Source organism: Neptunomonas sp. (assembly GCF_041601355.1).
Classification (GTDB): domain Bacteria; phylum Pseudomonadota; class Gammaproteobacteria; order Pseudomonadales; family Balneatricaceae; genus Neptunomonas.
In genome coordinates this window covers 1-13,630 of sequence record NZ_JBFIIH010000113.1, presented here as the reverse complement: position 1 = coordinate 13,630, position 13,630 = coordinate 1, and the positions used below count along the sequence as shown (strand labels likewise).

Sequence of the window (13,630 nt, the reverse complement as noted above, 5' to 3'; positions counted from 1 at the left end):
AGCTTGAGAGCAGAATCCGCATTACGAGACATGAACACCTGCTCAATCGCCATCTCCTGCGGCATAAACTGACGGATCACTTCGCTAACACCGGCAAACACCTGATTAAGACGATCCGGTAGATCATCTCCCTTAATACGAATACAGCCACTGGCGATATATTCATTTCGTGCACCCACAATATTAATCAGACCGTAGCCAGTGATACGTGACCCCGGATCTATTCCCAGAATTATCATCCAATCGTTCCGTTATTACTGACTAAACCAAGTTGATTAATGATGACCGAGCACTCAGTGGTGTAGAACAGACTGAGCAACATCTCCGCCAGCGACCGGCAAAGATTCTTCAGTCGACTGAAGCATCAGCGCTCAATTAGAAAAGCCGATGCACTGTGGTTAGCAGAGCCTCGGCTTTCATGTCGATGGATTAAGTCCATCACTACTCTTGCATAGACTCTTCAGGAATCCCGGCATTGTGATATACATTTTGTACATCATCGAGATCTTCCAGTGTATCGAGCAAACGTAGTATTTTACGTCCGCCCTCTACATCCAGTTCAGCGGTGATCGACGCAATCATAGTGACTTCGGCATGAGCAGGCTCAAGACCCGCTTTTATCAATCCTGCTTTTACATCAAGGAAGTCAGCAGGTGCTGTGAACACATCAATTGATCCGTCGTCATTAGTCACTACATCATCCGCGCCCAATTCAAGCGCGACGTCCATAATGGTTTCTTCATCAGCACCCGCTTCAAATGAAAGCTGTCCTTTTTTCTCAAACAGATAAGAAACTGAGCCACTGGTGCCCAAATTTCCACCCGCTTTGGAAAAAGCAGCACGCACCTGAGAAACGGTACGGTTGACATTATCGGTCATGGTTTCAACAAGAATAGCGACACCACCCGAGCCATAGCCTTCATAGGTAAGCTCATCATAGTTCTCGCCTTCTGCACCACCAGCGCCTCGCTGAATAGCTTTATCAATAGTGTCGCGCTTCATATTAGCGCCAAGGCCTTTATCTATGGCAGCCCGCAGTCGCGGGTTATCATCAGGATTACCGCCGCCCTCTTTAGCTGCCACTACCAGTTCGCGAATCAATTTCGTAAAGATCTTGCCGCGCTTTGCATCCTGCGCCGCTTTTCGGTGCTTGATGTTAGCAAATTTAGAATGACCAGCCATAGAATACCTCAATAACAAACCGATAACGGATGGCGTATTTTTTGTGATTCGTATTATTTAAAACACTGCCTGTAGCTACTTTCATAGCCACAGGCGTCACGAGCAGAAATTTCGCTGCAGGAATTTACGGTGTTCTGCGTAGCTTGATGTTCAACTCATGTAACTGAGCAGCACTGACTACTCCGGGCGCATCCGTCAACAGACAAGCAGCACTCTGTGTTTTCGGGAAGGCAATTACTTCACGAATGGAGTCCGTGCCTGTCATCAGCATAATCAGACGATCCAGACCAAATGCCAAACCACCATGCGGAGGCGCACCATATTTCAATGCATTCAGCAGGAAGCCAAACTTTTCTTCCGCTTCTTCATCACTGATACCCAAGGTACGGAAAACCGTACGCTGCATATCCTGTGCATGAATACGGATGGAACCACCACCCAACTCAGTACCGTTCAATACCATATCATAAGCACGCGAGAGTGCCTTTGTAGGGTTTGCTTCCAACTCTTGTGCTGAACAGCTAGGCGCTGTAAACGGATGATGCAATGCCGACAGACTACCATCGCTATTCGTTTCAAACATTGGGAAGTCAATCACCCACAGTGGCGCCCATTCAGAAACCAGCATATCCAGATCAACACCGACCTTAATACGTAAAGCACCAATTGCTTCATTAACAATTTTTTCTGAATCCGCACCGAAGAAGATCAGATCGCCATTCTGCGCTTGCAGACGTTCAACGATCTGCATCGCCACCTCTTCACCAAGGAATTTAACGATAGGAGACTGCAGTCCTTCAGCGCCTTTCTCTACTTCATTAACCTTGATGTATGCCAGACCTTTAGCACCGTAAATACCGACAAACTTGGTGTACTCGTCTATCTGCTTACGGGTTAATGACGCACCACCCGTTACTTTTAGCGCAGCAACACGACCATTAGGGTCGTTTGCCGGGCCGGCAAATACTTTAAACTCGATATTCGCCATCAGGTCAGCGACATCAACCAACTCCATTGGAATACGCAAATCTGGTTTATCTGAACCATAACGTCGCATTGCTTCAGCATATGGCATCTGTGGGAAATCACCCAGATCCACAGCCATCAATTCATTAAAGAGCTTGCGAATCATAGTTTCAGCTATACCCATAATCTCAACTTCATTCATGAACGAAGTTTCAATATCTATCTGGGTAAATTCGGGCTGACGGTCGGCACGCAAATCTTCATCACGGAAGCATTTTGCAACCTGGTAATAACGATCAAAACCCGACACCATCAGTAGCTGCTTAAACAGCTGTGGCGACTGCGGCAACGCAAAGAATGAACCTTCATGTGTGCGGCTGGGCACCAGATAATCACGCGCACCTTCAGGGGTAGCACGGGTCAGAATCGGTGTTTCAATATCCAGAAAACCGTTCTCATCCAGATAACGACGAATCTCGGAGGTTACTTTGGAACGGAAACGCAGTTTTTCCTGCATTTCCGGACGACGCAGGTCGATAAAGCGGTTACGCAAGCGAACATCTTCACCGACTTTCTGATGATCATCCAATGGGAATGGAGGCGTTTCAGCTTTATTCAGAATAGTCAGCTCAAGCCCCATCACCTCAATTTCGCCGGTAGGCATGTCACTGTTGACTGTTCCATCCGGACGGTGACGCACCAGGCCTTTAATTTCAATAACATATTCGCTACGTACACTGTCAGCGATAGCAAAACTTTTTTCACGCTCTGGATCAAAAACGACCTGAGCGATGCCTTGGCGATCGCGTACGTCAAGAAAGATGACCCCACCATGGTCGCGGCGACGGTGCACCCACCCCATCAATGTAATTTCTTCGCCGATGTGTTCTTTTCTCAGATCGCCGCAATAATGGCTGCGCATAGTTTACTGTTCCTATCTATTTACTGGCTATATACTGAATACTAAATAGCGGCTGCTGCCTGACAGCATCACCAAAAATCAGGTCTAAACAAAGCGCCGGATTATACCTGATTTAATGCAGCGTTACAGCGACTATACACGCCTATTTTTTCCCTGCAACGAAACTCACTTCACCAACTAACATGGACTCAACTCGTTTGCGGATCTGTGCAATCTGCTCTGCGCTGTAGGGCACTGCCGGCTGTTTACCCCAGACAGGGCCCGGCCATGCAGGATCACCTTCATGACGAGCGACATGATGCAGGTGCAACTGAGGAACCATGTTACCCAGATTTGCAATATTCATTTTCCTTGCAGAAAAGCTGTCCGCCATGATTTCGGCCAGTTCAGAGGACTCGTCTATTAACTGATGCTGGTCCTGGGGTGAAAGATGATAAATTTCTGTGGCCCCCGCGCGGCGCGGAACCAGGATAAACCAAGGATAATTAGCATCGTTCATCAGTAACAATCGACTCAGCGGAAAGTCACCTAATACGATACAATCATTCGCTAAACGAGAATCAAGCTCAAATTCCAATTCTAATTCGTCCATTGTAATCCCCTAAAATAAGTCGCTTAATTACATTGAAAGTAGCAGCCATGAATAACAGTATAAAACATGACATATAGTTTTGATCTATCACAGAGCATATCCCATATCGGCTTAGAGGGGTGGAATCGGCTGGCAGGCACATCCAACCCCTTTCTTCGTTATGAGTTTCTTGAAGCGTTAGAGTCCAGCGGTGCTGTCTCTTCACAGACCGGCTGGCAACCTCTGCATCTGCGCCTTTTTGAAGACAATAACTGTATCGCCATTTTACCTTTGTATTTAAAAAGCCACTCTTATGGCGAGTACGTTTTTGATTGGGCCTGGGCAGATGCCTACCAACGACATGGGTTAGACTATTACCCTAAACTATTAACATCAATACCTTTTTCTCCTGTATCCGGCCCGCGTATTGCGACACATAAGCCTGTCTCAGAGATAGTGCCGATACTAACCCAGATCATCAAACAAATATCCACAGAAAAGAAAACCTCGTCCTGGCACGGCCTTTTTCTTGAACAAAACCAACAGATACTTTTCGAAAATGAGGGGTTCCAAAGCCGCTTAGGGACCCAGTTTCACTGGTTTAACAGAGATTACACAAGCTTTGAGCATTTCCTGCAGAGCTTCAGCTCACGCAAAAGAAAAAATGTGAAACGTGAACGCCGTAAAGTCACGGATCAAGGGGTTATCATTCGCTGTTTTGAAGGCCCAGAGATCACAGAAACACTGTTAAAAACTTTTTATCGCTGTTACCACCTGACCTATTTAAAGCGCGGCAGGCAAGGCTATCTGAATCAGGATTTTTTTATGCGTCTGATTCACTCGATGCCGGAACAATTGGTGCTGTTTGCAGCAGAATATAACGCGGAGTATGTCGCAACAGCGTTGTGCCTGAAGGATGACGAAACACTCTATGGACGATACTGGGGCTGCCTTGAAGAGTTTGATAGCCTGCATTTTGAAACCTGTTTCTATACAGGCATTGAATACTGCATCAGGCATGGACTGAAACGTTTTGATCCTGGTGCTCAAGGCGAGCACAAGATACAACGTGGCTTTGAGCCCATTAAAACCTGGTCAAGCCACTATATTAGCAACCCGTCTTTTAGTAACGCCATCGCTCATTTTCTCGATGAAGAAACACCCTTGATGAAGAGTCACATGGCAGAGCTGGCAAAAGGCTTACCTTTTAAACAAGAGAAGTAAGCAGGACGAATTAATCGTCCTGTTTAACTAATTAACTTAATAAACTAACTTAACTAACTACCTGTTAACCAGATCAACCCTCAGCTAAATACACTTCGGCTACCTGACTGTGCTGCTTGTGATAGGCATTAAAATCATCAACTTTTAAAGGACGGGAAAAATGAAATCCCTGAAACAGATCGCATCCCGCCACCCGCAAGTAATCGGCTTGTCGTTGGTTTTCTATACCTTCCGCGACCACCAAAAAATTGAGTTTCTTAGCCATGGTAATAATAGCTGATGTAATCGCCTGATCACCTTTATTATCAGGAAGGCCATCAACAAAAGCCTTATCAACCTTTAATTCATCCAAAGGGAAGCTTTTTAAATAACTTAATGATGAATAGCCGGTACCAAAATCATCAACGGAGATCTTCACGTTCAGTGCCTTTAACTGACGCAAAACATGATCTGTTTTACTAAGATCACTCATCGCCAGACTTTCAGTCAACTCGACAATGATCGTTTCCGGGATCACCTGAGTCTCTTCAAGACAAGCCGTGACAAATTCAACAAACCCGGGAGCCTGGAACTGCTGACTGGACACATTCACCGAAACGGAAAAATCATCCATACCTTGTTTCTGCCAGGCAGCGGCCTGACGACAAGCATGCTTAAAAACCCACGAGCCTATTTCTTCCATCAAACCACATTGTTCAGCCACCGGGACAAATATACCAGGAGAGATATCGCGTTGACTCGGATGTGTCCACCTTAATAAAGTCTCGGCACCCCTGACCCTGCCAGTCACAACATCTACTTGTGGCTGATAAACTAAATAAAAATCATCATTTTCGATCGCTTTCTTTAAATCCTGCTGCATCTGCATTCTGTCTTGCAAATGCTGATTCGCTTCCTGAGAATAAAATTGTAGCCCCCCCTGTATATCATCTGCAGAGCTATTCGCCGCGTAACTGGCATTTTTTATAATAATTTCAGCTGAATCGCCATCCCCGGGATACACAGCTATCCCCATACTAATGCTGATATACAAACTATGTTGCTCAAGCTCAAATGGGGCAACGAATGCTTTAATAAGCTGCTCAGCAACAAAAGTTACTTCATCATCTGATTGCTTATCACTGAGTAGAACTGAAAATTCATCTCCTGATGTTTTAAAAATGATTTTCATCGATTCTGACGTATCCTGATGACCACCAAGATCCGAAACGCGAATACAATCAAGCAACCTTGAGGCCGCCTCTTTTAAAATAGCATCGCCTACACTGGGCCCATAACTATCATTTAATGTTTTAAAACTGGTCAACTTAATGCCAATGACCGCTAGCTCTGTCTGATTTTCCTGTGCCGATAACATGGCGTCAGATAAACGTTCGATACAAAATTTACGATTGGGCAACCCGGTTAACGTATCGGTATATGTCAAACGATCCTGATACGCCTTAACCGTCAGAATATTTCTAACCCTGAGCACCAGCTCACTCGGATCCACCGGTTTGGCCAAAAAATCAGTCGCGCCAAGCTCTAATGCTTTCAGTTTGGTTTCAGCATCACTGGAAGAGGTTAAAACAACAATAGGAAGATGCTGGGTGGACTCGATACTTCTGAGAGATTCCAGCACCTCAAAGCCATTAACATCAGGCATGACTAAATCGAGTAAAAGAATATCGGGTTTGCGCGTCTGCACTAACTCGACAGCACAAACAGAATCACTTTGTCCTAAAAAGTTCCGATAACCCGCATCTTCAAGAAAAAACTGAATTAAATCAATCATGATCGGTTCATCATCAACCATCATAATCAGCGAATCATTCAAGCTCACAGTGCCACCCACCTATTACACATCCGCTTTTCAGGATATAGCGTTATAAAAAATCTATATTTCAATCTGTTGAACCATTGTCTTAATTAAGTGTAAGACACTTTCACAGCGCTTCAAGTTTTTCACCTTAGAAAATTGCTCCAAATCATCCGCTGGCTTAGTAAACTCATCAAGCCCAACACTGCCGGCCGCACCTTTTAGCCAATGCGCCAACTCAGCTAACGCCTCAAACTCCATATTTTCATGTGCACTACTCATTGCATCCACCTGCTCATGCAACCGGGTGACAAATCGTTCAACAATCGGGCGGAATTTTTCATTTTTAACGAGTAGTTTGGAGCGTATTTTCGGCTGCTCAACCAGAGCAGTTGACGGACCACTCAAGCCCTGAAGCTTTGATAGCAGCAGCTCAGCATCAATATTTTTGATACGAAATATCAATGCCATCACTTTTTCAAAAGATGCAGTGACCGCTGCTTTATCAGCACGTTTGGCCGCGGTTTCAAGCTCTAACGCAGGCTCTGTCAAATCGGCAAAACCCAAACTCCCTGCTGACCCTTTCAACCAATGCCCAAGATCAGCAAGGGCTGGATAATCAGCCACCAGAATAGTGCGCTGCATCTCGACAATCTGTTCCTGCAAACGCTCAACGAAACGCTGTACGATTGCTTCATACTTAGCATTACTGCTACTGAGTGTAGATTGCAGAACTATCTTAGCCGGCGTTGTTAGAATCGGCGGAATACCGCGGCTATTTTCTGTTTTGGTTTCGGCACTCTTTCCGCTATTCGTTTCGGGGCTCGTGGCTATGAACTTCTCGGCACTTTTTTCAACATCGGCCTTATAACCAGGGTCATTGAGCGTTTCAAGCCCCAGACAAGCGCGCTGATGATACTGCTTAACGACTGCCAGGTTTTCACTCACCGCAGAGGCATCAGATGCTTTTGCCGCCTCTTCAAGCTCTTGTGCTACCTCAGTAAACATGCCGTAACCGACACTCCCCGCCGAGCCTTTAAGCCAATGTGCTAAATCGGCAAGATCTGCAAAACGCTGTGTTTCAAGCGCCGCGTCCATCGCTTCAATCTGCAAACCTAACTTACTGACAAAACGTTCGATGATTTCGCTAAACTTAACATTGACGGCAAGGCCGGAGACTAACGGCTCAAGCGAGGCACGTTTGTCTGGATGAGACAGGGCGGGTTTACTGACGCTGTCAACATCCGCATGCTTTTCTGTGTGAACGCCGATGATTTTTTCACCGCCGAGCAACTCCGCCAACAAGCTGATTAACGCCTCAATATCAATCGGCTTAGTCATATAGTGGCTATAACCCGCCTCCATGCAGCGCATTTCTATCCCTTTCATCGCATGTGCCGTTAATGCAACGACAGGCTGTTTTATACCCATCTCTCTCATTGCTTTGACAGCCGCATAGCCGTCCATCACGGGCATCTGAACATCCATCAGGATTATATCGAAGTGGCTGGCAGCCACTTTCTCTAAACCATCCTGACCATGCACGCCAGTAACAACATCTAATCCGAGGTCTTCAAGAACCAGCCTCACCAGTTCTCTGTTTTCATTACCATCATCAACCACCAGAATGCTCGCTTTGGGTAGACGCCAACTAAACTTCTCCGGGGATTCATCCTGTTCAAATTTAAAGAACAACTCTTCTGCCGTCAGCCAGGATGTCTCTGCTGAATCATCAACATCTAATACAAGAGAAAAAGTACTCCCCTGGCCCGCGGTGCTTTTAACCAAAATATCACCGCCTAGCGCGTGAGCGAACTTCTGGCTGATAGAGAGCCCCAGACCCGTTCCACCAAAGCGCCGGGTAATTGAGCTATCGGCCTGCACAAACGGATCAAAAACAGAGTTCACCTGCTGCTCCGTCATACCGATACCTGTATCTACCACATCTATATGTAATTGAGGGTCAGATCGATCAGGCACACAGACACGCACCGTCACAGCGCCCTTATCCGTAAACTTAATAGAGTTACCTATTAAGTTTGTTAAAATCTGGCGTACCCGACCCGGGTCAGTACTGATCACATCCGGCAAGTCTGAATCAGCAACAAAATTCAGTTCAAGTCCTTTTTCATCGGCCTTAACCTTCATGGTCTGCATCACCTGCTGAATAAGTTGCACAGGTTTACAGTCAATGGTCTCTACATCCAGATGCCCGGCTTCTACCTTCGATAAATCCAGAATATCATTGATAAGATCCAGCAAATGCTGGCCACTTGAGGAAATAGTATTCAGGTGTTTACGTTGCTCTGGCTGCAGCCCGCCGCGGTCCCGGCGTAATAATTCGGTAAAGCCTAAAATGGCATTCATCGGCGTGCGAATTTCATGACTCATATTGGCCAGGAACTCACTTTTAGCCCGATTGGCCATTTCAGCCTCATCTTTTGAACGACGCAGCTCAATATCTTTCTCTTCAAGCTCTGTCACATCATCCAAACTGACCAGGACACCGCCCACTTTCCCCCCGGGAAGTAACACCGGTGAACAGTTAACCATAAAGGATTTTTTAATATCATCTGATAACTGCAAGCGAACAATGTGGTTAGTAATAGGCTTACCGCTGTCCATTGCGATTTTCCAGGGGTACTTTTCAACAGAGTCATCATCCTCATGATCTTTCCACGGGAAACTGGATGCTTTAAGCCCAACCAATTTTTCTGCAGGTCGATCCACTAAGGTGGCAAATGCCTGATTTGCCAGCACAATATTCTGCTTCACATCCATGACGATTAAACTCTCAGCCATGGTATCCAGTGCCGACCTCACCCGGTCAGGAATTGCTTGAGAGGGATCCAGTTGTTTTAACATTTTCCCCAGATACCAGAAGAAAATAATAAAGCTACTGCTGCTGAGAAACAGTACAAAGATGGATACCGGGTTAGTTATGAAGCCCCAGATGCCTGATGCTTGTATAGGCGAGAACCTTAGCTCAACCTGCCCCCACTGCTGCTCACCTTCCCATACAGGTACCACAACATCTGTGTCCGTTGATCCCTCTCCTTCTCTGGGAACCCACGTCAGAGAGTGATCGGCAATATCAGCGAGTAGTGCGTCATCTCTGCGACGAACCCCCGCCGATAGCAGTTCCGGATTGCGTTTAACCGTCACTTCTAGCGTGGCATGCATACGCTTAATATCGGCACGCGTGATGAACAACGAGGCATTCGTTGCAATCGTTTCGGCTAACGTCAAACGCGCCTGGCGTGAAATATTGCTTTCATTAGGTAACAAACCAAGTATGGCCGCGATAAGCACCAAACTCACAATGATGCTGGCTTGCCCTATGGCAATTCTGGCTTTGGAGCTGTGTTTACCAAATAATCGTTCTAACACTTATAGATCCCTGGTATCTGATGTTTCGTCGGTATTATCTTTTTGTACTAACTCTTCAAGTGATTCTTCGCCGCTAGCATACACATCAAGCCCACCCTCTTCTGACCCCAAGGTTGATAAGATAGGCAATGGATCAATAAACCGCCAGGCAGGTAATGACGTCAATACACTTGAGAGTAAAACACCACTGCGCAGCAACCAGGCGACATAACCAACGGACAAACTCGTTGACATAGCTATACTGCTTCCTACCACCATCTGGTCTAAACCTATGCGTTGTTGGAACTCTTTTTCCATCTGATCTAATCCCTGCATCAAACCACTTGAATTAACCATTATTAACGGATCAGAAAGTTGCAGCCAGCTGACCTTTAAATCTGTCATGACCGATGTCTGATTGCCGATGGCTAACGCTAACGGCTTAATATTATTTGAATTAATCTCATTGGGTTCGAATGATGGCAGTTCAGGGGGGGCTACAAACTTCACCGCTGTTGACGCAACCACTTCTGGTGGATTGTCCGCTTCCACTTTGATGGTGACCGGCGGTGCTTTCTCTTCCGCTACCTTGTTTTCAATCTCTTTAACTTCAGCCGGAACTAAAACCTTCTCAGCGAGCGGAGCGCTGGAACCTGACTCGATATCATCGACAATTACAGTGGCCATTACCGGTGAACTAGACACCCGCTCGGCCACGCCCGTAAGATCCGTATAACGCGCTTCGACTGTAATCTTCTTACCCATATCCGCATCGGTTAACAGGTAACTGCTGCCGGTGCTGCCGATATCACTGCCGTCACGCTGCCAGTGATAGGTAATAGTGCCCAAACCATCCTCATCGGCAAGGGTGTTGCTTGCTGTCAGTGTTTCATTCTCAGCAAATATGCCACTAATCAGCACCGCACCGCTGGGCGCATCGTTGACATTGGTTATGCCACTGATGCTGTTACTTAAAACGGCTTCATTAGTGCCGCTAGCATCGGTGTAACGCGCTTCTACCGTGATGGTCTGTCCGACATCTGCATCTACCAGGGTGTAGTTACTGCCGGTGCTGCCGATATCACTGCCGTTACGTTGCCAGTGATAGGTAATCGCACCTAAGCCATCGTCATCGGTGATCGCGTTGCTCACGGAAAGCGTTTCATTTTCAGCAGGCGTGCCGTCCGTGTTTATCGTCACGCTGCCGCTGGGCGCATCGTTGCTGTTAATGATGACGATATCAAAGCGGTCGATCACGCTACCACCATTGCTATCATTGGCCGTGACGATCACTGTGGTGGTGCCGACATCGGCGTTAAGCGGTGTACCGCTGAAGGTACGGGTAGCATCGTCAAAGGTTAACCAGGCGGGCAGTGCTACGCCGCCACTCAAAGTGGCGCTGTAAATCAGCGTATCGCCATCCATATCCGTGAAGGTGTTTGCGGCAAATTGAAAACTAAAGAAACTGTCTTCTGTCACATTTTGGTCAGGGATGAGATTGGCGACGGTCGGCACATCATTACTGTTCGCCACCACAATATCGAAGGTATCAGTAGCAGGAGTGCCGCCGTTGCCATCATCGGCGGAGACTGTCACGCTGATAGAACCGACGTTAGCATTCAGCGGTGTACCGCTAAAGGTACGGGTCGCATCGTCAAAAGTAAGCCAGGCGGGCAGTGCTACGCCACCAGGTAAAGCGGCGCTGTAGCTTAACGTGTCACCGGCATCCACATCACCAAAGGTGCCTGCTGCGAAAGTAAAGCTGAAGAAACTGTCTTCGGTAGCATTCTGATCGCTTATGGCGTTATTCAGAGTCGGATCGTCATTGCTTGTTCCGACAGAAACCGTGGAAGCAATACTCAGGGTGGCCGTATCGTCACCGCTGTTGGCGATCCCGCCATTGTCCTGCAATTCAGTGATGGTGATCACTCGATTGCCTGTGCTTGGACTTTCACTGTCGTTTTCGTAACGCATGCCATTAATAAGGCTCTCAAGCTGCGTGGCCGTGACCGACCCACCGCTGAAGCTCAACGTGGCGGTATTGCCGGTGACGCTGACTGTGTAGTTGAAGTTGTCGGTGTCGTCACTCTCACCGTGGGTTAGTTCTATATCTTCACCGTCGAGGCTAAGCGTTTCCTCGGAAGCATCCAACACATTGCTGACCGTCACAGTAAAGCTTATAAACCTCTGGCTTGCTTCAATCGGATCGGCACTGCTACCGCTGAATAGCGACACCGGCGAGCCACCTTCGGTAAAGGTCGGGTTGCTGGCGGTAGCTGACAGTGTTGGTGCATCATTGACGTTGGAGAAATTGATAGTCGCCAGCACGGCTACTGTTGAATTAACACCATCTGATACCGATAGTGAAAACGCCGGAGCCGTTTCATCTCCATTGTCTACAAAGACAACCACACCTGATGTTATCTGGCTCTGAGTAAAAGAGGTAATGGCAACAGCTGGGTTACCGCTTAAGGCAAACTGTCCACCAGAAATACCACTCATTGTGAAGGTAAGCCCTGCATTAGCATCATCAGCATCGGTCGCAGCCAGCATAGCCGGTGTAATCGTGGTGGTTACTCCTTCAGAAAGAACAAAATTATTACTGCTTAATGATGGCGCTGTATTAGCAGCGATGACAGCCACTTCGGAGCTAACCGACAGCGCAGCATTAAAGTCATCTCCGCCGTTGGCTATGCCACCATCATCGGTCAAGCCTCTGATTGTTATTGTGCGTGTCCCTTCGGTCGGATTACTGCTGTTGTTTTGATAACTCATGTTATCAATCAAACCTTCCAGTACTGTTGGCGTTACGCTGCCAACTCCTGTTGTCAGGTAAATGAATTTATCACCGCCACTCGTGTAAACAAGGAACCCACTGAAATTATCGGTACTTCCGGAGTTGCTATTCTGCAACGCAATGCTACGGCCATCAAAATTGATAACTTCATCTGCGTCATCTGCCTCACCCCCTACAGATATCCACATTTCAATTACATTCTGTCCACTTTCTATAGGATCAACACTCGTCCCGCTAAATAGTGATACGGCCGCACCACCTTCGGTAAAGGTCGGATCGCTGCCGGTCGCGGTTAATGTCGGTTCGTCATTGACGGTTTGCATTGTAACGGTGGAGGCGATGCTCAGGGTTGCCGTATCGTCACCGCCGTTGGCGGTGCCGCCATTGTCCTGAAGGCTGGTGATCGTCACCACCCGGTCACTGCTGTTCGGATCATTGCTGTTGTTCTGATAGCTGATAGCATCGATCAGCGTCTGCGTTGCCGCCTCGCTCAGCGTACCGCCGCTGAGGGTCAGTGTCGCGGTGCTGCCAGTGACGCTGACGCTGTAGCTAAGGCTGTTGGTTGCGGTGGTGCCGCTGTTGCCGTTAGTCAGCCCAATGGCGCTGCCGTCGGCATTGAGAATTTCACTGGCACCATCGTTAACATTGGTGACCGTCAGGGTTAGCGCACTCAGGGTTTGGCCAGACTCAATGGTATCGGCGCTGGCACCACTGAACAGGCTGGCCGCGGCTCCGCCTTCCGTAAAGGTCGGATCGCTGCCGGTCGCGGTTAAGGTCGGTTCGTCATTGACGGTTTGCATT

Annotated in this window: 8 protein-coding genes; 1 reads left to right on the top strand and 7 read right to left on the bottom strand. The window is 47.5% G+C overall.

The window, feature by feature from the left end; genetic code table 11:
- The 4 genes from ruvC to ABY436_RS15545 all read right to left on the bottom strand — a co-directional run.
- Positions 1–239 (bottom strand): crossover junction endodeoxyribonuclease RuvC (ruvC, locus tag ABY436_RS15560; protein ID WP_372739854.1); only part of this gene is annotated, 239 nt, incomplete at its 3' end.
- Between the two features lie 202 nt (positions 240–441).
- Positions 442–1,182 (bottom strand): YebC/PmpR family DNA-binding transcriptional regulator, encoded by a 741-nt coding sequence (locus ABY436_RS15555; RefSeq protein WP_372739853.1) that lies wholly within the window; start codon positions 1,180–1,182, stop codon positions 442–444.
- A 124-nt stretch (positions 1,183–1,306) separates the two neighbouring features.
- On the bottom strand, positions 1,307–3,070 hold the full coding sequence (gene aspS, locus ABY436_RS15550; RefSeq protein WP_372739852.1) for an aspartate--tRNA ligase: 1,764 nt from the start codon (positions 3,068–3,070) through the stop codon (positions 1,307–1,309).
- A 142-nt stretch (positions 3,071–3,212) separates the two neighbouring features.
- Entirely contained in the window at positions 3,213–3,662 is a 450-nt protein-coding gene (locus ABY436_RS15545; RefSeq protein ID WP_372739851.1) for an HIT domain-containing protein, read from the bottom strand.
- A 66-nt stretch (positions 3,663–3,728) separates the two neighbouring features.
- Between ABY436_RS15545 and ABY436_RS15540 the strand changes: the two genes are divergently transcribed.
- Complete coding sequence (locus ABY436_RS15540) at positions 3,729–4,865, top strand: GNAT family N-acetyltransferase (RefSeq protein ID WP_372739850.1); 1,137 nt, start codon at positions 3,729–3,731, stop codon at positions 4,863–4,865.
- 73 nt (positions 4,866–4,938) lie between these two features.
- Here ABY436_RS15540 and ABY436_RS15535 read toward each other — a convergent pair whose 3' ends face one another.
- The 3 genes from ABY436_RS15535 to ABY436_RS15525 all read right to left on the bottom strand — a co-directional run.
- Complete coding sequence (locus ABY436_RS15535; protein ID WP_372739849.1) at positions 4,939–6,687, bottom strand: EAL domain-containing protein; 1,749 nt, start codon at positions 6,685–6,687, stop codon at positions 4,939–4,941.
- Positions 6,688–6,741: 54 nt separating this feature from the next.
- Positions 6,742–10,053 carry an Hpt domain-containing protein gene (locus tag ABY436_RS15530; RefSeq protein ID WP_372739848.1) on the bottom strand — a complete coding sequence of 1,104 codons (3,312 nt, stop codon included), beginning with the start codon at positions 10,051–10,053 and terminating at the stop codon, positions 6,742–6,744.
- Positions 10,054–13,630: putative Ig domain-containing protein (locus tag ABY436_RS15525; RefSeq protein WP_372739847.1), on the bottom strand; the 3,577-nt coding region annotated here is incomplete at its 5' end. It abuts the gene before it with no gap.